21 protein-coding genes and 2 pseudogenes are annotated in these 25,152 nt (G+C 70.8%); 14 read left to right on the top strand and 9 right to left on the bottom strand.

Annotated features, from left to right (window positions below):
* Positions 1 to 12 precede the first annotated feature (12 nt).
* The 3 genes from ACFY10_RS09600 to ACFY10_RS09590 all read left to right on the top strand — a co-directional run bounded on the left by ACFY10_RS09600 (position 13) and on the right by ACFY10_RS09590 (position 3,426).
* A complete protein-coding gene (locus ACFY10_RS09600) occupies positions 13 to 780 on the top strand; it encodes a DUF4142 domain-containing protein (RefSeq protein ID WP_390664496.1) in 768 nt (255 codons plus the stop codon).
* 106 nt (positions 781 to 886) lie between these two features.
* On the top strand, positions 887 to 1,687 hold the full coding sequence (locus tag ACFY10_RS09595) for a TIGR04222 domain-containing membrane protein (protein WP_390664495.1): 801 nt from the start codon (positions 887 to 889) through the stop codon (positions 1,685 to 1,687).
* 98 nt (positions 1,688 to 1,785) lie between these two features.
* Positions 1,786 to 3,426 carry an alpha/beta hydrolase gene (locus ACFY10_RS09590; RefSeq protein WP_390664494.1) on the top strand — a complete coding sequence of 547 codons (1,641 nt, stop codon included), beginning with the start codon at positions 1,786 to 1,788 and terminating at the stop codon, positions 3,424 to 3,426.
* A gap of 160 nt (positions 3,427 to 3,586) precedes the next feature.
* Here ACFY10_RS09590 and hemQ read toward each other — a convergent pair whose 3' ends face one another.
* Positions 3,587 to 4,333 (bottom strand): hydrogen peroxide-dependent heme synthase, encoded by a 747-nt coding sequence (gene hemQ, locus ACFY10_RS09585; RefSeq protein WP_390664493.1) that lies wholly within the window; start codon positions 4,331 to 4,333, stop codon positions 3,587 to 3,589.
* Positions 4,334 to 4,337: 4 nt separating this feature from the next.
* Positions 4,338 to 5,798, bottom strand: a complete 1,461-nt coding sequence (gene hemG / locus ACFY10_RS09580; protein ID WP_390664492.1) for a protoporphyrinogen oxidase — start codon at positions 5,796 to 5,798, stop codon at positions 4,338 to 4,340.
* A 159-nt stretch (positions 5,799 to 5,957) separates the two neighbouring features.
* Between hemG and ACFY10_RS09575 the strand changes: the two genes are divergently transcribed.
* Positions 5,958 to 6,929, top strand: a complete 972-nt coding sequence (locus tag ACFY10_RS09575) for a DUF4349 domain-containing protein (RefSeq protein ID WP_390664491.1) — start codon at positions 5,958 to 5,960, stop codon at positions 6,927 to 6,929.
* A 48-nt stretch (positions 6,930 to 6,977) separates the two neighbouring features.
* A complete protein-coding gene (locus ACFY10_RS09570; RefSeq protein ID WP_390664490.1) occupies positions 6,978 to 8,369 on the top strand; it encodes an FAD-dependent oxidoreductase in 1,392 nt (463 codons plus the stop codon).
* Positions 8,370 to 8,480: 111 nt separating this feature from the next.
* Here ACFY10_RS09570 and ACFY10_RS09565 read toward each other — a convergent pair whose 3' ends face one another.
* On the bottom strand, positions 8,481 to 8,819 hold the full coding sequence (locus tag ACFY10_RS09565; protein ID WP_390664489.1) for a hypothetical protein: 339 nt from the start codon (positions 8,817 to 8,819) through the stop codon (positions 8,481 to 8,483).
* A 125-nt stretch (positions 8,820 to 8,944) separates the two neighbouring features.
* Between ACFY10_RS09565 and ACFY10_RS09560 the strand changes: the two genes are divergently transcribed.
* On the top strand, positions 8,945 to 9,769 hold the full coding sequence (locus tag ACFY10_RS09560) for a rhomboid family intramembrane serine protease (RefSeq protein WP_390664488.1): 825 nt from the start codon (positions 8,945 to 8,947) through the stop codon (positions 9,767 to 9,769).
* A gap of 1 nt (position 9,770) precedes the next feature.
* On the opposite strand, the gene hemE is transcribed toward ACFY10_RS09560, so the two are convergent.
* Complete coding sequence (gene hemE, locus ACFY10_RS09555; protein WP_390664487.1) at positions 9,771 to 10,853, bottom strand: uroporphyrinogen decarboxylase; 1,083 nt, start codon at positions 10,851 to 10,853, stop codon at positions 9,771 to 9,773.
* Positions 10,854 to 10,979: 126 nt separating this feature from the next.
* On the opposite strand from hemE, the gene ACFY10_RS09550 reads away from it, so the two are divergent.
* The 3 genes from ACFY10_RS09550 to ACFY10_RS09540 all read left to right on the top strand — a co-directional run bounded on the left by ACFY10_RS09550 (position 10,980) and on the right by ACFY10_RS09540 (position 14,030).
* Positions 10,980 to 11,648, top strand: a complete 669-nt coding sequence (locus ACFY10_RS09550; protein WP_390664486.1) for a DUF3000 domain-containing protein — start codon at positions 10,980 to 10,982, stop codon at positions 11,646 to 11,648.
* Between the two features lie 221 nt (positions 11,649 to 11,869).
* Positions 11,870 to 12,532, top strand: coding sequence for a response regulator transcription factor (locus ACFY10_RS09545; protein WP_030939825.1), 663 nt, complete (start codon positions 11,870 to 11,872; stop codon positions 12,530 to 12,532).
* Between the two features lie 205 nt (positions 12,533 to 12,737).
* A complete protein-coding gene (locus tag ACFY10_RS09540; RefSeq protein WP_390664485.1) occupies positions 12,738 to 14,030 on the top strand; it encodes a ribonuclease D in 1,293 nt (430 codons plus the stop codon).
* A 24-nt stretch (positions 14,031 to 14,054) separates the two neighbouring features.
* On the opposite strand, the pseudogene ACFY10_RS09535 reads toward ACFY10_RS09540, so the two are convergent.
* Positions 14,055 to 14,808, bottom strand: a pseudogene (locus tag ACFY10_RS09535) (carbohydrate ABC transporter permease).
* A 70-nt stretch (positions 14,809 to 14,878) separates the two neighbouring features.
* Here ACFY10_RS09535 and ACFY10_RS09530 point away from each other — a divergent pair.
* The 3 genes and pseudogenes from ACFY10_RS09530 to ACFY10_RS09520 form a co-directional block, all read left to right on the top strand.
* Positions 14,879 to 14,998, top strand: a pseudogene (locus ACFY10_RS09530) (LacI family transcriptional regulator); the annotation flags it as partial.
* A gap of 123 nt (positions 14,999 to 15,121) precedes the next feature.
* Complete coding sequence (locus ACFY10_RS09525) at positions 15,122 to 16,348, top strand: acetyl-CoA C-acyltransferase (RefSeq protein WP_275773753.1); 1,227 nt, start codon at positions 15,122 to 15,124, stop codon at positions 16,346 to 16,348.
* Positions 16,345 to 18,471, top strand: coding sequence for a 3-hydroxyacyl-CoA dehydrogenase NAD-binding domain-containing protein (locus ACFY10_RS09520; RefSeq protein WP_390664484.1), 2,127 nt, complete (start codon positions 16,345 to 16,347; stop codon positions 18,469 to 18,471). The genes ACFY10_RS09525 and ACFY10_RS09520 overlap by 4 nt, the downstream gene beginning before the upstream one ends.
* A gap of 61 nt (positions 18,472 to 18,532) precedes the next feature.
* Here the strand turns inward: ACFY10_RS09520 and ACFY10_RS09515 are convergent, their stop codons facing one another.
* Entirely contained in the window at positions 18,533 to 18,925 is a 393-nt protein-coding gene (locus ACFY10_RS09515) for a hypothetical protein (RefSeq protein WP_390664919.1), read from the bottom strand.
* Positions 18,926 to 18,966: 41 nt separating this feature from the next.
* The gene (locus ACFY10_RS09510) at positions 18,967 to 19,983 is read right to left on the bottom strand and encodes a hypothetical protein (RefSeq protein ID WP_390664483.1); all 1,017 of its coding nucleotides are present in this window, start codon (positions 19,981 to 19,983) and stop codon (positions 18,967 to 18,969) included.
* A gap of 103 nt (positions 19,984 to 20,086) precedes the next feature.
* Here ACFY10_RS09510 and ACFY10_RS09505 point away from each other — a divergent pair, with 103 nt between their 5' ends.
* Together ACFY10_RS09505 and ACFY10_RS09500 are read left to right on the top strand one after the other, a co-directional pair.
* Positions 20,087 to 20,974, top strand: coding sequence for an NAD(P)-dependent oxidoreductase (locus ACFY10_RS09505; RefSeq protein ID WP_390664482.1), 888 nt, complete (start codon positions 20,087 to 20,089; stop codon positions 20,972 to 20,974).
* The gene (locus ACFY10_RS09500; protein ID WP_390664481.1) at positions 20,967 to 21,341 is read left to right on the top strand and encodes an NTP pyrophosphohydrolase; all 375 of its coding nucleotides are present in this window, start codon (positions 20,967 to 20,969) and stop codon (positions 21,339 to 21,341) included. The genes ACFY10_RS09505 and ACFY10_RS09500 overlap by 8 nt, the downstream gene beginning before the upstream one ends.
* Before the next feature lie 76 nt (positions 21,342 to 21,417).
* On the opposite strand, the gene ACFY10_RS09495 is transcribed toward ACFY10_RS09500, so the two are convergent.
* Together ACFY10_RS09495 and dxs are read right to left on the bottom strand one after the other, a co-directional pair.
* Positions 21,418 to 22,938 carry an amino acid permease gene (locus ACFY10_RS09495; RefSeq protein ID WP_390664480.1) on the bottom strand — a complete coding sequence of 507 codons (1,521 nt, stop codon included), beginning with the start codon at positions 22,936 to 22,938 and terminating at the stop codon, positions 21,418 to 21,420.
* A gap of 146 nt (positions 22,939 to 23,084) precedes the next feature.
* Positions 23,085 to 25,013, bottom strand: coding sequence for a 1-deoxy-D-xylulose-5-phosphate synthase (dxs, locus tag ACFY10_RS09490; protein WP_390664479.1), 1,929 nt, complete (start codon positions 25,011 to 25,013; stop codon positions 23,085 to 23,087).
* Positions 25,014 to 25,152: the final 139 nt, after the last annotated feature.

Genomic DNA, 25,152 nt, shown 5'->3' with positions numbered 1-25,152 from the left:
GTAGGAGGCACCATGCGACCGCGAACACCCGTTACCGGCCGAGGCATATTCAGCGGCACCGGGGTCATCATCGTCGGCCTGACGGCCACCCTGGCAGCGCTGATCTTCCCGATCTGGTCGTACGCCGACCGGTCCGGGACCGGGACCGGTGTCAGCGTGCTGAACGCCGAGACCGTGTCGACGCAGTACGGGCCGCTGTCCGCTCTCGACCGCGACTTCGTCACAAGGGTCCGGCTGGCCGGCCTGTGGGAGCTGCCCGCCGGGCAGCAGGCCGAGCAGAAGGGCACCACCCAGGCCGTACGGACCGCGGGGCAGCACCTCGTCGAGGGGCACACCTTCCTCGACCAGCGGGTACGGGACGTGGCGGCCAAGCTCGGGCTCCCGCTCCCCAACCAGCCCAGCGACCAGCAGAAGCAGTGGCTGGCGACCCTGAACGCGGCGCAGGGCACGGACTACGACAGCAAGTTCGCCAACATCCTGCGGTTGGCGCACGGCAAGGTGTTCTCGGTCGTCGCCCAGGTCCGCGCGAGCACCCGCAACTCGCTGGTGCGCGCGCTCGCCGACGACGCGAACACGACCGTGCTGGACCACATCAAGGTCCTGGAGGCCACGGGCTACGTCGACTGGGACGCGCTCGCCCGGGACATGGCCTCCGCGAGCACTCCTGCGCCGGCCGGCTCGCCCACGGACCCGGGCCCCGCCGTCCCGGTCGAGCCGTCGTACTCCCCGACCTACACGCTCCCGCCGGCCGCCTCCAGCCCGCCGCCACAACAGCCGTAGCCCCCCCCACCTGCACCCCAAGCGGAACGTCACGTACCGACAACGCTCCGTCCGGATTGTGAACAGGGCATGGCGTTCCACCGAGCATCTGGCATAGAAACGCGGCATGTTCTGGGTGCTTCTCCTGCTGCTGGCCTGGGCCGCCGCCGGCACCGCGTGCACGCGGTTGTGCCTGGCCGCCGTGCGTGCGGCGGTCGGTGACGCAGACGCCGGAGCGAATGTCCGGCGTCATGATCTGACGCTCTACGAGGCCGCGTTCCTGTCCGGCGGGCCCGGCCGGGTCGCCGATCTGACCATGGTCTCCATGGCCCGGCAGCGGCGGCTGCTGCTCGCCCACACGGGCTGGGCGACGGTCGTCGACCCACGCGGCCGGGACGACATGGAGCGGTCCGTCATAGGGGCCATCGGGCCCGAGGGACAGAGCCGCATCGCCCCGGTCCGGGCCGCGGCGGCCAGCGCGGACGCGGTCGCCGGACTCGCCGACCGGCTCGTGGACGCGGGCCTGGCCGTGCCCGCCGGCACCCGGACCACCGTCGCGGCCGGAGTGCGCCAGGTGCAGCGCGCCGCGGTGGCCGTGCTCGTGCTGGGCGCGATCGCACTGCTGGTGCCCGCCCAGCCGGACATGCCGCGCGGCCTGGTCGCCCTGTGGTTCGCCCTGCCGCTCGCGCTGACGCTGAGCTGTCTGGCCATCACCCGGGTCGAGGCCCATCCGTACTCGCGCTGGGCCTCCCCGGCCGGGCAGCGGCTGCTGGGCGCCCTGACCCGGCGCGCCTCGTACGGTGACGACCGTACGTACCTCACCACCGTCGCCGTACGAGGCGTCCGCGCGATCGGCGAACCGGACCTGCGCGCGGCCTTCGCGCACCGCGACCAGTCCTGGCGCGAACCGCACGCCAGGGGCGCATAGGGGGCATTGAGGCCGACACCGCCGGGGCGGTGCTTGCCTTCTGCATGCACCGAACGAAACATCCCTTTTGTCGCTGCCATGCTCCGAAGGGATACGTCATGAGAGCTGCCGCCCTCTACTCGGCCGCCGGATCCTTGCTCCTGACGGCCCTCGCGGCCGCCCCGGCCGGCAGCGCACCCGTCGCCCCGGACGGGGCCGAGCTGCACGGCACGGCGGTGGCCGCCGCGCGTGCCCGGGCGGCCGGCATCGAGTTCGGGAAGTGCGCCGACGCGCAGGACACGCCGGGCACCATGGAGTGCGGCACGGTGTCCGTCCCGCTCGACTACGCGCATCCCCGCGGCAAGCAGATCAAGCTGACCGTCAGCCGGGTGCCGGCCACGCACAAGGACCCCCAGAACAGCAAGCGCCGGGTGCCCCGGCAGGGCGCCCTGGTCTACAACCCCGGCGGGCCCGGCGGCGACGGTCTCTACTTCCCGCTCGTCGGCCTGCTCCCGGAGTGGAAGCGCCTCGCGGCGGCCTACGACCTGGTCGGCTACCAACCGCGCGGCGTCGGAAAGTCCTCGCCCCTGTCCTGCGAGGAGCCCAAGCTCTTCTTCAAGGCGCCCTCGCAGGCACCGACCTACCCCTCGGAGTCGTACAAGCAGGAGCGCATCGCGCAGGCGAAGGCCTACGCGCAGGGCTGCGCCAAGCGGTCGGGCAGCGGGCTCCACAGCTTCAACTCGCTCAACAACGCCCGTGACCTGGACGTCGTGCGGGCGGCGCTGGGCGAGCGGCAGCTGACGTTCATGGGCGCGTCGTACGGCACCTACTTCGGGGCGCTGTACGCGACGCTGTTCCCCTCGCACGTGCGGCGGATGGTGTTCGACTCGGCGGTGAACCCGGCTCCCGAGCAGATCTGGTACCGCAACAACCTCGACCAGTCGGCCGCGTTCGAGAGGCGCTGGGCCGACTTCCGGGAGTGGATCGCCCGGCACGACGACGTGTACGGGCTGGGAAAGACGGCCGACGCGGTGCAGGCCAGCTACGAGAAGGCCGTCGCGCGGCTCGCGGCGAAGCCGGCGGGCGGCAAGGTGGGGCCGGCGGAACTGCAGGCGGCGTTCCTGTCGGCCGGGTACTACGACGACTACTGGGCGACCCGCGCGAAGGCGCTGTCGGCGTATCTCAAGGGCGATGTGAAGCCGCTGGTCGAGCAGGCCGCGCCGGCCACGGAGACGGCGGCCGAGGCGGAGAACACCAACGCGGTGTACACGGCCGTCGAGTGCAATGACGCGCCCTGGCCGACTGACTGGAAGGTCTGGGACGAGGACAACACGCAACTCGCGCGTGTGGCGCCGTTCGAGACCTGGGACAACGCGTGGATGAACCTGCCATGCGCCTACTGGCCGGCGCCCCAGCAGCAGCCCCTCGACGTACAGACCGGGCCGGGTGAGCTGCCGCCGACACTGATCCTGGCCGCCGAGCGGGACGCGGCGACGCCGTACGACGGCGCCCTGGAGTTGCACCGGCGGCTGAGCGGCTCGGTCCTGGTGACCGAGCGGGAGGCCGGCACGCACGGCATCGCGGGCGGCCCGAACCGGTGCGTCAACGGCTACCTGGACGCGTACCTGCTGGAGGGCCGGCTGCCGGTGCAGCGGGCGTCCTGCGCCCCGCACGCGGAGCCGAACCCGGCCGCACCGAGCGGCCGCTCCCACCCGGCGCCCATGAAGGAGTCGCTGAAGGGGAAGACCGCCCGGCACTGAGCGCTCCGCTGGCTGTGCCGCGATGGGTCGTCTTTTGTCTGCGGCGTCGTCGTGGCTGGTCGCGCCCACGCGGCGGTAGCCGCATATCGACACAGCCCCGCGCCCCTTCAGGGGCGCGGCTGAACCGCAGCGGACGTCATCTGACCTGGTTAGGCGCTGACTACGCCAGGCCAGCGATGAGCTCCGCGATGTCCTTGCGGCGACCCGTGTAGAACGGGACCTCCTCGCGGACGTGCATGCGGGCCTCCGAGGCGCGCAGGTGGCGCATGAGGTCGACGATGCGGTAGAGCTCGTCGGCCTCGAAGGCCAGGAGCCACTCGTAGTCGCCGAGGGAGAACGAGGCGACCGTGTTGGCGCGCACGTCCGGGAAGCCGCGGGCCATCTTGCCGTGGTCGGCGAGCATACGGCGACGGTCCTCGTCGGGCAGCAGGTACCAGTCGTAGGAGCGCACGAAGGGGTAGACGCTGACGTAGTTGCGCGGCGTCTCGTCGGCGAGGAACGCGGGGATGTGCGAGCGGTTGAACTCGGCGGGGCGGTGCAGCGCCATGTTCGACCAGACCGGCTCCAGCGCGCGGCCCAGCTTGGTGCGGCGGAAGAGGTTGTACGCCTCCTGCAGCTGGTCGCTGGTCTCCGCGTGCCACCAGATCATGAGGTCGGCGTCGGCGCGCAGGCCCGACAGGTCGTACGTGCCGCGGATGGTCACGTCCTTGGCGGCGAGCTGGTCGAACAGCTCCTGGACCTCGTCGGCGTAGCCCGCGCGGTCCTCGGGCAGCACGTCCTTCAGCTTGAAGACGGACCACAGGGTGTAGCGGATGACCTCGTTGAGGTCCTTGGCCAGCTTGCCCTTGTTCGGGATCCGCTCGGGGGCGGTGTTCTCGGGGGCGGTGGTGGGGGCGTCGTCACTCATGCGGCTATTCTCCCGCTCCGCCGTGCAGGCTCTGCACCGGGTTGGCGGTGAGCTCCTCCACACCGCTCAGGTCGCCGCCGATCTGGTCCACGGCCGCGTACGCGCTCGCGATGCAGGCCGGGATGCCGACGCCGTCGTACTGCGCGCCGCACACGGCGAGGCCCGGCAGCTTGGCGACGTGCTCGCGGATGCGGGCCACGCGCGCGTGGTGGCCGACGGGGTACTGGGGCAGGCCGTCGGTCCAGCGGGTGACGCGGGTTTCGAGGGGCGTGGAGTCCAGTCCGGTGGCCTCGCGCAGGTCGTGACGGGAGACGTCCACCAGGCCGGCGTCGTCGCGCTGGAGGATCTCGGTCTCGCCGTACCGGCCCACCGAGGTGCGCAGGACGACCGTGTCCGGGTTCTCCTCGGCGATCCAGCCCCACTTCTGCGAGGCGAACGTCGACGCCTTGATGGTGCGCCCGTCGACCGGCGGCACAAGGAAGCCGCTGCCCTCGGGGAGGGCGGTGTCGGTGCGGCGGTAGGCGAGGGTGACCAGGGCCATGGACGCGTACTCGACGGCGTCGAGCTCCGTGGCGGCCTCCGGTGCCTCGGGGCGCAGGAGGCGGGCGGCCGCGGGAGCGGGGACGGCCACGATGACGGCGTCCGCGTGCAGCACGCGGTCACCGGCGACGACACGCCAGCCGCCGGGTGCCTCGCGGCGCAGCTCCGACACCGGTGCCTGAGTGAGGATCTCGCCGCCGCGCGCCCGCACCGACTCCGCGACCGCGAGCGGGAGGCTGCCCACGCCGCCCTGGATGCCCATGAAGACCGGTCCGGTCTGCTGGGCCGCGGCCATCCTGGCCTGGATCTCGCGGACCCCCTCCGTGAGCGAGTCGTGCGTCTTCGCGACCTGGTAGAGCTGCGGGACCGCCGAGCGCATCGAGATGCGGTACGCGTCGCCCGCGTACACGCCACCGAGCAGGGGTTCCACGAGACGGTCGACGACCTCGCGGCCCAGGCGGGCCGCCACATACTCCCCGACCGCCACGTCGTCGCCGACCTCCGTGCGCGGCAGGTCGGCGTCGCGCTCGATACGGGCCAGGCCCTCGTCGGACAGGACGCCGGTCAGGGCGGCGGCGGTGCCGGGGACGCCCATGACGTGGCCCTTGGGCATGGGGCGCAGGGCGCCGCGGGTCCAGATCGAGGCCGTCGCGGTGGCCGGCGGCTGCAGCCGGTCGTCGAGGCCCACCTCGCGCGCGAGGGCGACCGCTTCCGGTCTGCGGGCCAGCATCGACTCGGCGCCGAAGTCCACGCGCGCGCCCGCGATCTCACCGGGCAGCAGCTTGCCGCCGACGCGGTCCGACGCCTCCAGCACGGTCACCCGCGCACCGCGCTGCAACAGCCGGTGGGCGGCGGCCAGTCCGGCGATTCCGGCTCCGATGACGACGACCCGCCCGGTGCCCGTACGACTCTCCACTTCGCGCATGTCCCCAAGCCTCTCAGACCCCACTGACAGTGCGTCCGCGTCCCGGTGTCCTTCACGAGTCCTGACCGTGACCGCATCGGGATCGTCCGGGCCCAACGTCCCGGCCCGTCCGGGCGTCGAAGGAGCGTCAGTCGTCACCACCCTCGGGGGGACACCCACATGCACGCACGACGTCCCGTACACCCTGTCCGGGCCCTGGCCGGGATCCTGCTCGCCGCGGCACTCGGACTCACCGGATGCAGCGGGAGCAGTTCCGATTCCGGAGGCAGCAGCGCCGCCGACAAGGCCGTCCAGAGCGACGGGAAGGCAGCCGCTCCGGGCGGCGAGAGGAACGCGAGCGGCGCCCGGGCGACCCGGACGCCCAAGCTCACCGCGAGCAGCATCATCCGCACCGCCTCGCTGACCGTGCAGGTCAAGGACGTGCCGAAGGCCCTGGACGAGGCCCGCACGACCACCGAGAACGCGGGCGGCTATGTCGGCAACGAGACCACCAGCCGGGACGAGAAGGGCCGTGAGCGCACCCGCGTCGTCCTGCGCGTGCCGGTCGACAAGTACGACGAGGTCCTCACCGACCTCCAGGGCGCGGGCAAGCTGCTCGACCGCACCGCGAAGGCCGAGGACGTCACCGACCAGGTCGTCGACGTGGACAGCCGCATCAAGTCGCAGCGGGCCAGCGTGGCCCGGGTCCGGGAGCTGATGGACAAGGCCACCAAGCTCAGCGACGTCGTCGAGCTGGAGGGCGAGTTGAGCGGCCGGGAGGCCGACCTGGAGGCGCTGCTCGCCCAGCAGGCGTCCCTGAAGGACCGCACGAGCCTCGCGACGATCACCCTGTCCCTTTCGGAGACCCCGGTGAAGGCGGCGGCGAAGGACGACAATCCCGGGTTCGTGGACGCGCTGGCCGGCGGCTGGGACGCGTTCGTGACGATGCTGCGCTGGCTCGCGGTGGCGTTCGGCGCGGTGCTGCCGTTCGCCGCGGTGGCGGCCCTGCTCGTACTGGCCTGGCTGCGGCTGGTCCGGCCCCGGCTGCCGCACCGCCCGGCCACCGCACCCGCCACGAGCGCGCTGGGCCCGCTGCCGACGGCCCGTCCTGCACCGCAGGCCCCGAGCACACGCGAGAACGACGAGGACTGACAGGCAGCGGCACCGGCCTGAAATGCCCTGCCCCCGTAGCGTGTTCGCATGGACATGAGCGCTGCGAAGGAACGACTGGTCGTGATCGGCGGCGACGCCGCGGGGATGTCCGCGGCGTCGCAGGCACGCCGGCTGAAGGGCCCCGAGGAGCTGGAGATCGTGGCGTTCGAGCGCGGTCACTTCACGTCGTACTCGGCGTGCGGCATCCCGTACTGGGTGGGCGGCGACGTCGACGAACGGGACGAGCTGATCGCCCGTACGCCCGAGGAGCACCGCGCGCGGGACATCGACCTGCGCATGCGGACGGAGGTCACGGAGATCGACGTGGCGGGCGGCCGGGTACGCGCGCGTGACGTCGATTCCGGCGCCGAGTCCTGGACGTCGTACGACAAACTCGTGATCGCGACCGGCGCCCGCCCGATCCGCCCGGACATGCCGGGCGCGGACGCTCCCGGTGTGCACGGTGTCCAGACGCTGGACGACGGTCAGGCCCTCATCGACTCGCTCACGCGCACGCGTGGCCGTCGCGCCGTGGTCGTCGGGGCGGGCTACATCGGGGTGGAGATGGCCGAGGCGCTCATCAACCGCGGCTACGAGGTGACGGTCGTCAACCGCGGCAGCGAGCCGATGTCCACGCTCGACCCCGACATGGGCCGCCTGGTGCACGAGGCCATGGAGGGCATGGGCATCACCATGGTCGACAACGCCGAGGTGACCAAGGTGCACACCGGCGAGGACGGCCGGGTGCGGGCGGTGGCCACGGAGAACGCCGAGTACCCGGCGGACGTGGTGGTCCTGGGCATCGGCGTACGCCCGGAGACGGCACTGGCCAAGGCGGCCGGACTCCCCCTGGGCACCCACGGCGGCCTGCTCACCGACCTGTCCATGCGGGTTCGGGGACACGAGAACATCTGGGCCGGCGGCGACTGCGTCGAGGTCCTCGACCTGGTCTCCGGCCAGGAGCGCCACATCGCCCTCGGCACCCACGCCAACAAGCACGGCCAGGTCATCGGCACCAACGTCGGCGGCGGCTACGCCACCTTCCCGGGAGTCGTGGGCACCGCGGTCTCCAAGGTCTGCGACCTGGAGATCGCCCGCACGGGCCTGCGCGAGAAGGACGCCCGCAGGGCCGGACTGCAGTACGAGACGGTGACCATCGAGTCGACGAGCCGAGCGGGCTACTACCCGAGCGCCTCCCCAATGACGGTGAAGATGCTCGCCGAGCGACGGACGGGCCGCCTGCTGGGCGTACAGATCGTCGGCAGGGAGGGCGCGGCCAAGCGCGTGGACATCGCGGCAGTGGCCCTCACGGCCCGTATGACGGTGGAACAGATGACGTCCCTGGACCTGGGCTACGCACCCCCGTTCAGCCCGGTCTGGGACCCGGTACTGGTGGCGGCCCGCAAGGCGACGGCGGCGGTGAAAAAGGGCGCCTCGTAGCGGGCGGGCGGTGAAGTGCCGGTAAAGGGGCGCGGGGAACTGCGCGACAAGCCACAACGCACCCGCAGCCCGCAACGCACCCGCGCCCCTACGGCGCACCCCGCAGGGAAGCTACGCGGAGCCGTTGATCCGCTCGATCGCCTGCCGCGCCTGCTCCGCCGGAGGCCGCGGCGGCAACGACGACACCGAGGCGGTGGAGGTCATGGCAGGGGCGGCCGAGACCGCCGCCGGCTGCTCCCCCGCCGGCTTCGCATGCGCAGCACTCCGTACGGACCGCAACCGGTGACTCACCGCCTCGTCCAGCGTCACCGGCCGCTGCATCTGCGAAGCCAGCCGTCCGGCCTCCTGGCCGAGCCGGGCGACGTCCTCCCACGGCAACTTCACCACCAGGGAGATCTCCGCCTCCCCGTCGGGCGTGGCGTGCATAGGAGGAGTAACTCGGTCGTTCATCGCCTGTTCCTCACGTCGTCCCCGCGACCCGCCTTCCCCGTGCCGCGGGCGGTTGACGAGACATACGCACGCGCGCGTACCCGCGTTCACCGGTTCGCCCCGCCCACCGAGGGCACTAATTCCTTGTGGTCATACCCGTCCATGACGTGAACCCGGTGCGCCGCACCCCCTGGGTGACGTACGCACTGATCGCCGCGAACGTGTACGTCTTCCTGGCCACGCCCGGCCTCGCCGGTTCCGTGGCGGGCGACAGCAGCCTGTCCCAGCTGTGCCACCTGCAGGCGTTCCTGGACCACTACGCGGCCGTGCCGCGGGAGTTGATCCACCATCAGATGCCCCGGGTGGTCCCCACGGGCGCCACAGGAGTGGGCGCGCACGGAGCGGGCTGCGTGGTGGCCCCGCCGAGCTACGACAAGTCGCCCGCCGTGTCCGTCTTCACCGCGATGTTCCTGCACGGCAGCTGGCTGCACCTGCTCGGCAACATGCTCTTCCTGCTGATCTTCGGCAACAACGTCGAGGACCGCATGGGGCACATCAGGTACGCGCTGTTCTACGTCGTCTGCGGCTATGCGGCGTCGTACGGCTTCGCGCTGGTCAACGCCGACTCGTCCGACCCGCTGATCGGCGCGTCCGGAGCCATCGCCGGGGTCCTGGGTGCCTATCTGGTGCTGTATCCGAAGGCCAGGGTGTGGGTCCTCGTGCCGTTCCTGGTCTTCCTGCCGCTGAGACTGCCGGCCTGGCTGGTGCTGGGCTTCTGGTTCGTGCTGCAGGCCCTGTACTCGTCCGGCGAGGGCGTCTCGACCGCGGGGACGGTGGCGTACGCGGCGCACGTCGTCGGCTTCCTCGTCGGCATGCTGCTCGCGTGGCCGCTCAAGCCGGGCACGCCTCCGCCGCCGGAACCGCGCGGCCTGCTGTTCGGCAGGAGGGCGCGGCCCCGGCACACGTGGTGAGTCAGCGGGCCGTCTGCGTGTGGACGTACTCCACGAGCCGGGTCAGCGCGTCCGGGTCGATGGACGGCATGACGCCGTGGCCGAGGTTGAAGACGTGGCCCTCCAGGCCCGCGGCGGAGTCGAGGACCTCGCGGGTCTTGGCCTCGACGGCCTCCTTGGAGGCGAACAGGACGGTCGGGTCGAGGTTGCCCTGGAGCGCCTTGCCGGGGCCGACCCGGCGGGCCGCCTCGTCGAGCGGGACACGCCAGTCGACGCCCACGACGTCCGCGCCGGCCTCGCCCATCAGCTGCAGCAGCTCGCCCGTGCCGACACCGAAGTGGATGCGCGGGACTCCGTACCCGGCGACGGCGTCGAAGACCTTGGCGGAGGCGGACAGCACCGAGCGGCGGTAGTCGACCGGGGCGAGCGCGCCGGCCCACGAGTCGAAGAGCTGGACCGCCGAGGCGCCCGCCTCGATCTGCACCTTCAGGAACGCGGACGTGATCTCCGCGAGGCGGTCGAGCAGGTCGGCCCAGAGCTCGGGGTCGCCGTACATCATCGCCTTGGCGTTCTCGTACGTCCGGGACGGGCCGCCCTCGACGAGGTAGCTCGCAAGGGTGAAAGGCGCGCCGGCAAAACCGATGAGCGGGGTCGTGCCGAGCTCGCGGGTGAGCAGGCCGATCGCCTCGGTGACGTACGAGACGTCCTCGGGGGTGAGGTCGCGCAGCTGGGCCAGGTCGGCGCGGGTGCGGATCGGCTTCTCGACGACCGGGCCGACGCCGGGCTTGATGTCGAGGTCGATGCCGATGGCCTTGAGCGGGACGACGATGTCGCTGTAGTAGATCGCCGCGTCCACGTTGTGCCGCCGGACCGGCTGGAGCGTGATCTCGGTGACCAGCTCGGGCCGCACGCAGGACTCCAGCATGGGGATGCCCTCACGCACCTTGCGGTACTCGGGCAGGGAGCGCCCGGCCTGCCGCATGAACCACACCGGCGTGTGCGGCACGGGCTCGCGCCTGCACGCCTTCATGAAGGCCGAGTCGTACGTGGCTGTCGGCTGCGGCTGGGGCTGGGGCTGGCCCGCGGGGCTCTCGTTCGCACTCACGACCGCAAGTCTCGCACGGCGCCGGAGGCACGACTGCCGGGGTTCATGGGGCACTATCCGGACATGCGGCCCCCGCACGGGTGTCCCTCCCTGCGCGAAGCCCCCGTTCCCTTTAATCTTCCCCGCATGGCTGCGGCTCAGGGACGACTGTCGGACGGCGCTGACGGAATGGACGACACCAAGGAGGGGGATCGGAATGGCGGCAGTACGCCTCCGTTGCCCTTCCGGGCTGCCGTCGATGCGCTGAGGACCGCGCGGCTGCGGCCGCAGATCGAGGTCGAGCCGGCGCCGGCGCCCAAGCGGCTCGCGCCCTTCGCGTATGCGTTGGAGGCCGCGGTCGTCGACGGCGACCAGGACCTGGCCGACGGCCGGCTGGTGCTGCTGCACGACCCGGACGGGCACGACGCCTGGCGGGGAGCCTTCCGGCTGGTGACGCTGGTGCGCGCGGAGCTGGAGCCGGAGATGGCCGCCGACCCGCTGCTGCCCGACGTGTGCTGGTCCTGGCTGACCGGCGCGCTCCAGGCGCGCAGCCTGTCGTACGGCGAGGCGAGCGGCACCGTCACCCGCGCGAGCTCCCACTACTTCGGCGGTCTGGCGGAGCGCCCGGCCGCCTCGCAGATCGAGATCCGCGCCTCCTGGACGCCCCGCGAGGGCCTGGGCGGCGTCCCGGACACGGCGGCCCACCTGACCGCCTGGTGCGATCTGCTGGCCCAGGTCGCGGGCCTGCCGCCGGCCGGTCCGGGTGATGCGTCGGTCGTCACGCTGCCGCAGCGGCGGGATCCGCAGTCACGCTGACCTCGCACTGGCCGTCACACTGACCGTCACTTTGTCGATACGGCCACTTTCGGTCACGAACCGAGGCGCGAACGAACCGATTCGTTCATCGCATGATCGATCGCGTGTCCGAATTGCACTAATTGATACTCACTAAATCGTGATCTTTCCCTAAAGGACTTCGGGTTTGGTGCCGAAGACGACTGTGACCTTGAAAGCCGTCCCGCACCCCAGGAGGCCTGGTGTCCGTTCTCCTCGAGCAGCCCGCAAGCCTGGTCGCCTACCGCCCGAACAAGCCGACCGCCATGGTGGTCGTGGCCGACCCGCGCGTCCGCTCCACCGTCACCCGCCACCTGTGGGCGCTCGGTGTGCGCGACGTCATCGAGGCCTCGTCCATCGCCGAGGCTCGTCCCCGCATCGGCAACCCCCGCGACATCTGCGTCGCCGACGTCCACCTGCCCGACGGCTCCGGCCTCACCATCCTGTCGGAGACCCGCGCGGCGGGCTGGCCCAACGGCCTCGCCCTGTCGGCCGCCGACGACATCGGCGCCGTGCGCAACGCCCTCGCGGGCGGCGTCAAGGGCTACGTCGTCACCGGCACCCGTACCAACGTCGGGCTCCCCACCCGGCCGGGCGCCGCCCCCATCGGATCCGCCGCCGCCCGTATGCACCGCCGCCCCCCGGGTGCCCCGAGTCACCCGGGTGGCTACCGCGAGCTCTCCGGCCGAGAGGTCGAGGTGCTGCGACTGGTCGCGGAGGGCCAGTCGAACAAGGCGATCGGCGTTTCGATGGGCCTGTCCGCACTGACCGTCAAGAGCCACCTCGCCCGCATCGCCCGCAAGCTCGGCACGGGCGACCGCGCCGGAATGGTCGCGGTGGCCCTGCGGACCGGCATCATCCACTGACCCGTACGACTCTCCCCTGCACCTCTCCGCCCTGTACATCTCTGCCATTCACGGACGTGAACAGGATCGGCCGCTGATTCTCCGCCCGTGTCCCACCTGTCGTGAACCGGATCTTTCACCGACCTGACTGGTTTACGACCCTCAGGCGCCCGCCGACGGAACGTTACGTCGGCGGGCGCTGTCCATACACAGATACCCTTGACACGTGACCGACGCCCAAGAGACCGCAGCAGACAGCTCACTGCGAACCACCGGAGGCGCCCCTCCGGAAGACGGCGGAACATCTGTTACGGGGGCGCCGAATCCGGAGCCGATCCCTCTGCTCGAGCCGCGCGAGGGCATTCCGCCCGTGATCGCCGACGCGGACGCGCTCGCCGAGGTGGTCGCCGCCTTCGCGGCCGGTTCCGGCCCCGTCGCCGTCGACGCGGAACGCGCGTCCGGCTACCGCTACGGCCAGCGCGCCTATCTCGTGCAGCTGCGCCGCGAGGGCGCCGGGACCGCGCTGATCGATCCCGTGGCCTGTCCCGATCTGTCGGGGCTCGGTGAGGCGCTCTCCGGCGTGGAGTGGGTGCTGCACGCGGCCACCCAGGACCTGCCGTGTCTGCGCGAGATAGGCATGGTGCCGACGCGGCTGTTCGACACCGAGCTCGCGGGACGCCTCGCCGGGTTCCCCAGGGTCGGCCTCGGCGCCATGGTCGAGAGCGTCCTCGGCTTCGTACTCGAAAAGGGCCACTCCGCCGTCGACTGGTCGACCCGCCCGCTGCCCGAGCCGTGGCTGCGGTACGCGGCGCTGGACGTCGAGCTCCTCGTGGATCTGCGCGACGCGCTGGAGAAGGAGCTGGACCGGCAGGGCAAGCTCGAGTGGGCCCGGCAGGAGTTCGACGCGATCGCCTCGGCTCCGCCGCCGGAGCCCCGTAAGGACCCCTGGCGGCGTACGTCCGGGATGCACAAGGTGCGGCGGCGCCGGCAGCTCGCCGTGGTGCGGGAGCTGTGGCAGACGCGGGACCGGATCGCTCAGCGGCGGGATGTGTCGCCGGGGAAGGTGCTCGGGGACGCCGCCATTGTGGAGGCGTCGCTCTCCCTGCCGAGCAATGTGCACGCGCTGGCGGCGTTGAACGGCTTCGGGAATCGGATGGGGCGGCGGCAGCTGGAGCAGTGGCAGGCCGCGGTGGATCGCGCGAAGGCTCTGACGGAGGCGCAGTTGCCGGCTCCGGGGCAGCCGGTCACCGGGCCTCCGCCGCCGCGCGCGTGGGCCGACAAGGATCCCGCTGCCGCCGCTCGCCTGTCGGCGGCTCGGGCGGCGGTCTCTGCCCTGGCCGAGCAGCTGAACATGCCTCAGGAGAACCTGATCACGCCGGACACGGTGCGGCGGGTCTGCTGGGAGCCGCCGAAGGATGTCGATGCGGAGGCGGTTGGTGCGGCGCTTTCGGGGTTCGGGGCGAGGCCTTGGCAGGTCGAGCAGGTGACGCCGGTGTTGGTGGCGGCACTTTCCGCCTAGCCGCCATAGGGGCCTGAGCACACCTCACCTGGTCGCACCTCTGGTGAAACCGTTGTAGATGTACCGCTGCAGCCACAGGAAGACGATCAGTGTCGGCAGGATGACCAGAATTGCTCCTGCCGAGATCGTTTCCCAGTGGGCGCCGAACGGGCCCTTGAAGCGGAACAGGGATGTCGAGATCACGCCAAGATCCTGGGACGGCATGTAGAGGAAGGGGATGTAGAAGTCGTGATCGTGACGGCGTTGGCGCCGTCGATGCGGGCCGCCTCGTCGAGGGAGGCCGGGATGGATCGTACGAACTGCAGGAAGATGTAGATCGAGACGATGTCCGTGCCCATGTAGAGCGCGATCGGCGCCCAGAGGGCGTTGAACATTCCGAAGCTGTTGACGATCCGGAAGGTCGCCACCTGGGTGGTGACGCCGGGGACCAGGGCGGCCAGCAGGAAGAGCGCCACCACCAGTTTCTTGAAGCGGAAGGTGAAGCGGTCGATGGCGTACGCCGTCATCGAACCGATGAGGACCGTGCCGCCGATGGCGAAGACCAGGATGAAGGCCGTGTTGCCGAAGGCCGAGAGCATCCGGCCGTCCTGGAACACCGTCACGTAGTTGTGGAAGTCGAGCGGGTCGTCGGGGAGCGTGAGGGCTCCGCTGTCGTTCGCCATCTCCTTGTCGGACTTGAGGGAGGTGAGGAACACGACGCCGAGGGGGAGCAGGACGACGACGGACGCGGCGATCAGCGACAGGTACATCAGGGTGCGGCAACCGCTCGGCGGGTCATACGAGGTCCACCCTGTTCTCTGCGGAGTCGGGTACGAGGCGGCGCTGCAGCCAGGTCGCCGCCAGGATGATTCGGGGCGGATGCGGCGCGGACACTGTTCGGGGTGATCACAGGGGAGGGCCCGGGGTCACACCCCGTACCCACTCCGGTACTGACTCCCCGGGGGTCGACGGCTCCTCCCCGGGTGTGACCTTCGCCGCTCCCGCCCCCGGGACTGTGCAGCTACGTTACCCGTAAGTAGCATGGGTCCTGAGCGCGCGCTCAGCGCATGCGTGCCGCAGTAGTGCCATCCCGCATCTGGAGGAGAGCCATCGTGCCTCGTACCGTCAGGGACGTCGTCTTCGTCGACGGCGTCCGTACCCCGTTCGGCAAGGCGGGCCCGAAGGGCATCTACCACGAGACCCGTGCCGACGACCTTGTCGTGAAGGCGATCCGGGAGCTGCTGCGCCGCAACCCCGGTCTCGACCCGAAGAAGATCGACGAGGTCGCCATCGCCGCGACCACGCAGATCGGTGACCAGGGGCTCACCCTCGGTCGTACGGCAGGCATCCTTGCCGGTCTGCCGCAGTCGGTCCCGGGCTACTCGATCGACCGCATGTGTGCCGGTGCGCTGACCGCCGTGACGACCACCGCCGGCTCCATCGCCTTCGGTGCGTACGACGCCGTCATCGCCGGTGGTGTCGAGCACATGGGCCGCCACCCGATGGGCGAGGGCGTGGACCCGAACCCGCGGTTCGTGAGCGAGAAGCTGGTCGACGAGTCCGCGCTGTTCATGGGCATGACCGCCGAGAACCTGCACGACCGCTACCCGACGATCACCAAGCAGCGCGCCGACGAGTACGCCGTGCGCTCGCAGGAGAAGGCCGCCAAGGCGTACGCCAACGGCAAGATCCAGCAGGACCTGGTGCCGATCTCCGTACGTCGGACCAACCCGGAGGCCGGTGAGACCGGCTGGGGTCTGGTGACGGCGGACGAGCCGATGCGTCCCGGCACCACGCTGGAGAACCTCTCCGGTCTGAAGACGCCGTTCCGTGTCCACGGGCGCGTCACCGCCGGTAACGCGGCCGGTCTGAACGACGGTGCGACCGCCTCGATCATCGCTTCCGAGGACTTCGCCCGCGAGAACAACCTGCCGGTCAAGATGCGTCTCGTCTCGTACGCCTTCGCGGGCGTCGAGCCGGAGGTCATGGGCTACGGTCCGATCCCGGCGACCGAGAAGGCTCTCGCCAAGGCCGGTCTGTCGATCGAGGACATCAACCTCTTCGAGATCAACGAGGCCTTCGCCGTCCAGGTGCTCGCCTTCCTGGAGCACTACGGCATCGCCGACGACGACGCGCGCGTCAACCAGTACGGCGGCGCCATCGCGTACGGCCACCCGCTGGCCTCCTCGGGTGTGCGTCTGATGACGCAGTTGGCCCGTCAGTTCGAGGAGCAGCCGGAGGTCCGTTACGGCCTCACCACCATGTGTGTCGGCTTCGGCATGGGCGCCACGGTGATCTGGGAGAACCCGAACCACAAGGACGCCGGAGGCAACAAGTGAGCACCACCGAACTCCTGAAGGGTGCGGCCGAGCTGTTCCCGGACGAGGTTGTCACAAGCGCACACGTACGCCACCTCGACCTGCCGTTCGGCGCCGGGCGCTTCGCGCTCATCACGCTGGACAACGGCTTCGACCACACCAAGCCGACCACCTTCGGCCCGGCCTCGCTGGCGAACCTCAACACCGCCATCGACCAGGTCGAGAAGGAGGCCGCGGCCGGCGAGATCGTCGGTGTCGGCATCACCGGCAAGCCGTTCATCTTCGCCGTCGGCGCCGACCTCAAGGGCGTCGAGCTGCTGAAGGAGCACAAGGACGCGCTCGCCATCGGCAAGGGTGGCCACGAGGTCTTCAAGCGGCTGTCCGGCATCGCGGTACCGACCTTCGCGTACTACAACGGTGCCGCGATGGGCGGTGGCGTCGAGGTCGGTCTGCACTGCAAGTACCGGACCGTCAGCAAGGCGCTCCCGGCGTTCTCGCTGCCCGAGGTCTTCCTCGGTCTGGTCCCCGGCTGGGGCGGCTGCACGATCCTGCCGAACCTGATCGGTGCCGACAAGGCCGTCTCGGTGATCATCGAGAACAGCCTCAACCAGAACAAGCAGCTCAAGGGCCAGCAGGTCTTCGACCTCGGTATCGCGGACGCGATCTTCGAGGGCGCCGACTTCCTGGAGCAGTCGCTGATCTGGACCGCCCAGGTGCTGAAGGGCGACGTCGAGGTCGAGCGTCCGGTGATCGACCGCGGTGAGGCCTGGGACCAGGCCGTCGCCAAGGGCCGTTTCATCGCCGACAGCAAGGTGCACGGGGCCGCTCCGGCCGCCTACCGTGCCCTCGACATCATCGCCGCCGCCAAGAACGGCGATCTGCAGCAGGGTTACGACGCCGAGGACAAGGCCCTCGCCGACCTGATCATGGGTGGCGAACTGCGCGCCGGTATCTACGCGTTCAACCTGGTGCAGAAGCGCGGCAAGCGTCCCGCCGGTGCGCCGGACAAGAACCTGGCCCGCCCGGTCACCAAGGTCGGTGTCGTCGGCGCCGGTCTGATGGCCTCGCAGCTCGCCCTGCTCTTCCTGCGCCGCCTCGAGGTGCCGGTCGTACTGACCGACATCGACCAGGAGCGCGTCGACAAGGGTGTGGGCTACGTCCACGCCGAGATCGAGAAGCTGCTCGGCAAGGGCCGTATCAACCAGGACAAGGCCAACCGCCTCAAGGCCCTGGTCACCGGTGTGCTGGACAAGGCCGAGGGCTTCTCCGACGCCGACTTCATCATCGAGGCCGTCTTCGAGGAGATCGGCGTCAAGCAGCAGGTGTTCGCGGAGGTCGAGGCGGTCGCCCCGGCGCACGCGATCCTCGCCACCAACACCTCCTCGCTGTCCGTCTCCGAGATGGCGTCGAAGCTGAAGAACCCCGAGCGGGTCGTGGGCTTCCACTTCTTCAACCCGGTCGCGATCCTCCCGCTGCTGGAGATCGTCCGCGGCGAGCAGACCGACGACGCCTCGCTGGCCACCGCCTTCGCCGTCGCCAAGAAGCTGAAGAAGACCGCGGTTCTGGTCAAGGACGCCCCGGCGTTCGTCGTGAACCGCATCCTCACCCGCTTCATGGGCGAGATCCAGAACGTCATCGACGAGGGCACCCCGGTCGAGGTCGCGGAGAAGGCGGTGGAGCCCCTGGGCCTGCCGATGTCTCCTCTCGTCCTCCTCGAGCTGGTCGGTCCCGCGATCGGTCTGCATGTCTCGGAGACCCTCAACCGGGCCTTCCCGGACCGCTTCACGGTCTCCCCGAACCTCGCGGCCGTCGTCAAGGCGGGCAAGCGCGGCTTCTACGTCTACGACTCCGGGAAGCCGGAGCTGGACCCCGAGGTCGCCGCGCTCCTGAAGCAGGGCGATGTCGTCCTGACCGAGGAGCAGGTCCGCGAGCGCGTCCTCGACGCCGTCGCCCAGGAGATCGGGCTCATGCTCGACGAGGGCGTCGTCGCCGAGGCGCAGGACATCGACCTCTGCCTGATCACGGGCGCCGGCTGGCCCTTCCACCTGGGCGGCATCACGCCGTACCTGGACCGCGAGGGTGTCTCGGAGCGCGTGAACGGCAAGAAGTTCCTGGCCCCGGGTGTGGCGAGCGTCCCGGCGTAACGCTCCCTGTACGGACGTACGGTGCCCGGCACATCGGTCGATGTGCCGGGCACCGGCATGTTCAGTCCGCTGCCGGGCGGTTGTCCTCGACGTGGACGACATGCAACTCGGTGCCGTCCTGGTCGCGTTTGGAGCGCCCGTGGACGCCGACGGCGAGATGCGAGGGGTCGGCGGACTCGTCGAGCGCAACGAATGTGACGACGTCCGGGTGGTGGCCGGTCACCAGCCACCCCTCGCCGTTCTTGAGTTCGAGCACACGGAAGTCGCCGGCCGAGGTCGCCACATGCACGGGTCCGAACTCCCGCAGGGTTTCGATGGCCCGTTCGGCGAGTTCTCCGGTGGGCTCTTCGATCACCACGCAGGTGCCGTGCTCGAACAGCACCCATGACTTTCCGGAGCCGCTGAGGAGACGCCGCCAGGCGTCGATGAGTGTCTCGGTGTCCACGGCGGCCATCATGGCGCACACCGGCCCCGGCCGCCTCGGGGCAGCGGCGATCACACCTCCCGCCAGGCCTCCAGCGCCAGCCCCGGCTCGTCCTTGCGGCGGGTGAGGAGGAGCTGTCCGGTCGACGGGGACAACGTTGCCGCCACGACGCGGCCGTCCTCGTCCACCGCGAGGGACACCGCGGCGTCGGCGGGAAGTGCCGGGCCCGACTCGGTCCACCAGGCGCCGGCCGACTCCTGCTCGGTGGGGTACGCGGCGAAGGCGACACGGCCGCTCGCCGAGCGCTGGGCGAGCAACGTGCAGTCGTGGCCGTCGAGTTCGCAGCGGACGGCCGAGACGGGGCCGGGGCCGGCGGAGGGCAGCAGGGTGACGGGCTTGGCCCCGGGGCGCCAGGCGCACAGGTCGCCCGACTCGTCGGTGTAGAAGAGGGTCGTACCGTCCGGGGACGTGGCCAGCGCGTGCAGGGTGTCCGGGCGGACCGGCGCCTCCATCGCCTCCTCCAGGGCCGGCTGGGCGCCCGCCTCCAACTGCCGCCAGTGCAGAATGCCGCCGGGGACGGCCGCGTACACCTCGACGGACCCCGACTCCCCCGCCACCGCGGCCAACTCCCCTTGTACCTCACGCCCCTTGAGGTCCCGCCAGGGGTCCCAGCCGCCCTTCTCCTTCTGCGCGATCATGCTCACCCCGCCGCCGTTGTTGCGGACGAAGACATGGGCGCGCCCCGCGGCGTCGACCGCGACGGCGGGCGGGCCGGTGCGGGACCCCTTCTTGTTCGGGTGCCCGACCGGCGCCCAGTCGAGGGCCGCGAGCCGGGCCCGGAAGTGGGTGGAGTGCACGAGGCCCGCCTCACCGGACACGGTGGGCCGCCAGGAGACCAGATGGGCGTAGGAGTCGGTGCCGTGGCCGACCGCGGGTGAGGGGTGCAGCGTCTGCTCGCCGCCGACCCTGCGCGCGGCCGTCCAGGGGCCGCCAGGTGAGCGTTCCGCCCGGCACAGGAGGGCGTCGTCCGTCGGGAGGTAGACACTGAGCCGGCCGTCACGGCCGCGTAGGAGCCAGTCGCCGTTCACCGCTTCACTCTAAGCGGGGCCATACACGGACCGCGGCCCGGCCCCCGTCTCGTGCAGGCTGTTCCTCAGCAACCACAGCGACAGTGAGAGGGAAGCCGATCTCATGACCGACAAGCTCACCGTAAGCGTCCTCGGCACGGGCATCATGGGCGCCGCCATGGCCCGCAACCTGGTCCGCGCCGGACACACTGTCCGCGCCTGGAACCGCACCCGTGCCAAGGCCGAGCCGCTCGCCGCGGACGGCGCACACGTCGCCGGTACGCCCGCCGAGGCGGCCGAGGGCGCCGATGTCGTCCTGACCATGCTGTACGACGGTCCGGCCGCCCTGGACGTCATGCGCGAGGCCGCCCCCGCGCTGCGCTCCGGCGCCGCCTGGGTGCAGTCGACCACGGCAGGCATCGAGGCGGTCGCGGAACTGGCCGCGTTCGCAGCCGAGCACGGCCTCGTCTTCTACGACGCCCCGGTCCTCGGCACCCGGCAGCCCGCGGAGGCCGGGCAGCTGACCGTGCTGGCCGCCGGGCCCGTGGAGGGGCGGGCTGCGGTGGAGCCGGTGTTCGACGCGGTCGGCGCCCGCACACTGTGGACCGGCGACGACGGCGCGGCCGGCAGCGCGACCCGGCTGAAACTGGTCGCCAACAGCTGGGTCCTCGCCGCGACCGCGGCGACCGGCGAGGTGCTGGCCCTGTCCCAGGCCCTCGGCGTCGACCCGCAGAACTTCTTCGACCTCATCGCGGGCGGCCCGCTCGACATGGGCTACCTCAAGGCCAAGGCGGGCCTGATCCTCAACGACCAGCTGTCTCCGGCCCAGTTCGCGGTGGCCACAGCGGCCAAGGACGCCCGGCTGATCGTCGAGGCCGGCCGGCAGAGCGGCGTCCGCCTGGACGTCGCGGCCGCGACCGCCGAGCGCATGGAGCGGGCTGCCGCGCAGGGCCACGCCGACGAGGACATGGTCGCCGCGTACTTCGCCAGCTTCGACGTACCGCATGAGTGAGAGCGACCCCCTGCTCGTGATCGTCGACGCCGCCAACGTCGTCGGGTCGGTGCCCGACGGCTGGTGGCGTGACCGGCGGGGCGCCGCGGAACGCCTCCGCGACCGGCTCGCGACCGACGGACTCCCGGGCCGCACCGGCCCCGTGGAGATCGTCCTTGTGGTGGAGGGGGCTGCGCGCGGGGTGGAGACGGTACCCGGCGTCCGGGTCGAGTCGGCGCCGGGCAGCGGGGACGACCACATGGTCGACCTGGTCGCCGGGGCCGGGGAGCGGCCGGTCCTGGTGGTGACCGCGGACCGGGAACTGCGGCGCAGGGTGCAGGAGTTGGGGGCGGAGGTGACAGGCCCCCGTACCGTCAGACCAACGTGAACGCGGACCGGCCCCGCAGCCTCCGCCGAAGCAGGAGACGCAGGGCCGGAACACCGAGGTGCAGCAAGGGAGTTGACTACTCCTGGCTGCCCGGCGGCCTCACAGCCTCGCTGACCCTGGTCTCCTCGCCCCGCGCCAGCCGGCTGTGGGTACGGCCGTAGAAGAAGTACACGACGAAGCCGATCACCATCCAGATGCCGAACCGGAGCCAGGTCTCGGCGGGCAGGTTCAGCATCAGCCACAGTGAGGCGCACACCGACAGGATCGGGATGACCGGGACCCACGGGGTGCGGAAGGAGCGGGGCAGGTCGGGGCGGGTGTTGCGGAGGATGATCACGCCGATCGCGACGACGATGAAGGCGAAGAGCGTGCCGATGTTCACCAGTTCCGCGAGTTCGCTGAGGCTGGTGAAGCCGGCGACGATCGCGATGATCACGCCGAGCAGGATGGTCGGCCGGTGCGGGGTCTTGAACCGCGGGTGGACGTGGGAGAAGAAGCGCGGCAGCAGTCCGTCGCGGCTCATCGCGAAGAAGACCCGGGTCTGGCCGAGGAGCAGGATCATGCAGACCGTGGTCAGGCCGACGGCGGCGCCGAAGCTGATGAAGCCCGCGAACCAGGGGTGCCCGGTGGCCTTGAAGGCGTCGGCGAGCGGGGCGTCCACGGACAGCTTGGTGTAGTGCTGCATGCCGGTGACGACGATGGACACGGCGACGTAGAGCGTGGTGCAGATGATGAGCGAGCCGAGGATCCCGCGCGGCATGTCCCGCTGCGGGTTCCTGGTCTCCTCGGCGGCGGTGGCGACGACGTCGAAGCCGATGAAGGCGAAGAAGACGACGGAGGCGGCGGTGAAGATGCCCATCACACCGAAGTTGGCGGGCGCCCAGCCGAACATCAGCTGGATGAGCGGGGCCTTGAGGCTCCCGCCCGCCTCGACCGTCTGCGACTTGGGGATGAACGGCTTGTAGTTGTCGCCCTCGATGAAGAACAAGCCCGCGACGATCACGGTCAGGACGACGGCCACCTTGATGGCGACCACGATCGAGGTGATCCGCGCGGAGAGCTTCATACCGAGGACGAGGATGCCGGTGAGTACGAGCACGAGAGCGGAGGCGAGGATGTCGAAGCCGAAGCCGCTCGCCCCCTCTCTGCCGCTGAGCGCTTCCGGCAGGTGCCAGCCCGCGTTGTCCAGCAGCGAGGCGATGTAGCCGGACCAGCCGACCGCGACCACCGCGGTGCCGAGCGCGAACTCCAGGACCAGGTCCCAGCCGATGATCCAGGCGGGCAGTTCGCCCAGGGAGGCGTACGAGAAGGTGTACGCCGAGCCGGCCACCGGGACCGTGGAGGCGAACTCCGCGTAGCAGAGCGCGGCGAGCCCGCAGGCGACGCCTGCCGCGACGAAGGCCAGGGCGACGGCGGGGCCGGCGTTGTTCTTGGCCACCGTGCCGGTGAGGACGAAGATGCCGGTGCCGATGATGACGCCGACGCCGAAGACCGTCAGATCGAGCGCGGAGAGGGATTTCTTCAGCGCGTGCTCGGGTTCCTCGGTATCGAGGATGGACTGCTCGACCTTCTTCGTCCGGAAGAGAGTGCTGCTCACGGGCTTACCTCCCACGCTTCGTCGTCCTCGACATGATCGAGAGGGGGCGTAGGGCGTATGCCCCGGCGCGGACGGATTCACGCAGATGGGCCGCTTTCACCACCCTTGGCGGTGGTGAAAGCGGCCCGTCCGGCCGTACGGATGTGTCAGTCGCGCGCGGGCTCCACCGAGTCGACCTCGGCTGCGGCGCGGTTGAACCGGCCGTCCAGCTTGGAGACCAGCCCGGTGACCTGACGGGCGATGTCGGGCGCCGTGAGCCCGATCTCCGTCATGACCTCGGCGCGGGAGGCGTGGTCGAGGAAGCGCGGCGGGATGCCGAAGTCGCGCAGGGGTACGTCGACGCCCGCGTCGCGCAGGGCCTGCGCGATCGCCGAACCGACGCCGCCGACACGGGAGTTGTCCTCGACGGTGACGACCACGCGGTGCCGCTCCGCGAGGGGCGCCATGGCCTCGTCGACGGGCTTGACCCAGCGCGGGTCGACGACGGTGGTGGTGATGCCCTGCTTGTCGAGCAGCGAGGCGATCTCCAGGCACATGGGGGCGAGCGCACCGACGGAGACGAGCAGCACGTCCGGCGTGTCCGTGCCGGGCTCGCGCAGGACGTCCATGCCGCCCACCCGTCCCACGGCGGGTACGGCGGGGCCGACGGCGCCCTTGGAGAAGCGCACCACGGTCGGCGCGTCCTTGACCTCGACGGCCTCCCGCAGCTGCGCCCGCACCTGGTCGGCGTCGCGCGGCGCGGCGAGCCGGAGACCCGGCACGACCTGCAGGATCGACATGTCCCACATGCCGTTGTGGGAGGCGCCGTCGGTGCCGGTGACGCCGGCCCGGTCCAGGACGAAGGTGACGCCGCACTTGTGCAGGGCGACATCCATCAGGACCTGGTCGAAGGCGCGGTTGAGGAAGGTGGCGTAGACGGCGAAGACGGGGTGCAGTCCGCCCGTGGCGAGGCCCGCCGCGGAGACGGCGGCGTGCTGCTCGGCGATGCCGACGTCGTAGATCCGCTTCGGGAAGGCGTCGGCGAACTTCTTCAGGCCGACCGGCTGCAGCATCGCCGCCGTGATCGCGACGATGTCCCCCCGCTCCTTGCCGAGCTGCACCATCTCGTCGCCGAAGACGGAGGTCCAGTCGGCGCCCGAGGCCTTGATCGGCAGGCCGGTGTCGGGGTGGATGGGGCTGATGCCGTGGAAACGGTCGGCCTCGTCGCGGAGGGCCGGCTCGTAGCCGCGGCCCTTCTCGGTGAGGCAGTGGACGATCACCGGGCCGCCGAACCGCTTGGCACGCGCGAGCGCCGACTCCAGGGCCTCGATGTCGTGACCGTCGATCGGGCCGACGTACTTCAGGCCCAGGTCCTCGAACATGCCCTGCGGCGCGATGAAGTCCTTGAGGCCCTTCTTCGCCCCGTGCAGGGTCTCGTAGAGCGGCTTGCCGACGACGGGCGTGCGCTCCAGGAGGTCCTTCCCGCGGGCCAGGAAGCGCTCGTACCCGTCGGTCGTACGAAGGGTGGCGAGGTGGTTGGCGAGGCCGCCGATGGTCGGGGCGTACGACCGCTCGTTGTCGTTGACGACGATGACGAGGGGCCGGTCCTTGGCGTCGGCGATGTTGTTGAGGGCCTCCCAGGCCATACCGCCGGTCAGCGCACCGTCACCGATCACGGCGACCACGTGGTCGTCGCGCTCCAGGATCTGGTTGGCCTTGGCGAGGCCGTCGGCCCAGCCGAGCACCGTGGACGCGTGCGAGTTCTCGATGACGTCGTGCTCGGACTCGGCCTGCGAGGGGTAGCCGGACAGGCCGCCCTTCTTCTTCAGCTTCGTGAAGTCCTGACGGCCGGTGAGCAGCTTGTGCACATAGGACTGGTGGCCCGTGTCCCACAGCACCTTGTCCTTCGGGGAGTCGAAGACGCGGTGCAGGGCGATGGTGAGCTCGACGACGCCCAGGTTGGGGCCGAGGTGGCCGCCGGTCTTGGAGACGGCGTCGACGAGGAAGGTCCGGATCTCCTCTGCCAGCTGGTCCAGCTGCTCCAGGCTGAGCCGGTCCAGATCGCGCGGTCCCCTGATGCGGGTCAGCAGCGGCACCCGTGCCTCCTTGCAGTAGAGCTGATCGAGCTGTTGCCGGGCTTGTCGAGTCTAATGTTCCGCCTTTGCGGACGACGCCCGGGCAGTGCGTGATACGTCACGCGATCGGCTGTACCCAAGATCGGCCTGGCCTATGACA

The sequence above is a fragment of the Streptomyces sp. NPDC001401 genome (genome assembly GCF_042895385.1).
Classification (GTDB): Bacteria; Actinomycetota; Actinomycetes; order Streptomycetales; family Streptomycetaceae; genus Streptomyces.
Note: the sequence above shows the minus strand (reverse complement) of the source record. Positions and strands in the feature narration are given on the sequence as shown.

Excerpts from the sequence above, each read along its gene's own strand:
- ACFY10_RS09600 (WP_390664496.1), top strand. The coding sequence starts at position 13 with ATGCGACCGCGAACACCCGTTACCGGCCGAGGCATATTCAGCGGCACC.
- ACFY10_RS09595 (WP_390664495.1), top strand. The coding sequence starts at position 887 with ATGTTCTGGGTGCTTCTCCTGCTGCTGGCCTGGGCCGCCGCCGGCACC.
- ACFY10_RS09590 (WP_390664494.1), top strand. The coding sequence starts at position 1,786 with ATGAGAGCTGCCGCCCTCTACTCGGCCGCCGGATCCTTGCTCCTGACG.
- hemQ (WP_390664493.1), bottom strand. The coding sequence starts at position 4,333 with ATGAGTGACGACGCCCCCACCACCGCCCCCGAGAACACCGCCCCCGAG.
- hemG (WP_390664492.1), bottom strand. The coding sequence starts at position 5,798 with ATGCGCGAAGTGGAGAGTCGTACGGGCACCGGGCGGGTCGTCGTCATC.
- ACFY10_RS09575 (WP_390664491.1), top strand. The coding sequence starts at position 5,958 with ATGCACGCACGACGTCCCGTACACCCTGTCCGGGCCCTGGCCGGGATC.
- ACFY10_RS09570 (WP_390664490.1), top strand. The coding sequence starts at position 6,978 with ATGGACATGAGCGCTGCGAAGGAACGACTGGTCGTGATCGGCGGCGAC.
- ACFY10_RS09565 (WP_390664489.1), bottom strand. The coding sequence starts at position 8,819 with ATGAACGACCGAGTTACTCCTCCTATGCACGCCACGCCCGACGGGGAG.
- ACFY10_RS09550 (WP_390664486.1), top strand. The coding sequence starts at position 10,980 with ATGGCTGCGGCTCAGGGACGACTGTCGGACGGCGCTGACGGAATGGAC.
- ACFY10_RS09515 (WP_390664919.1), bottom strand. The coding sequence starts at position 18,925 with ATGGCCGCCGTGGACACCGAGACACTCATCGACGCCTGGCGGCGTCTC.
- ACFY10_RS09505 (WP_390664482.1), top strand. The coding sequence starts at position 20,087 with ATGACCGACAAGCTCACCGTAAGCGTCCTCGGCACGGGCATCATGGGC.
- ACFY10_RS09500 (WP_390664481.1), top strand. The coding sequence starts at position 20,967 with ATGAGTGAGAGCGACCCCCTGCTCGTGATCGTCGACGCCGCCAACGTC.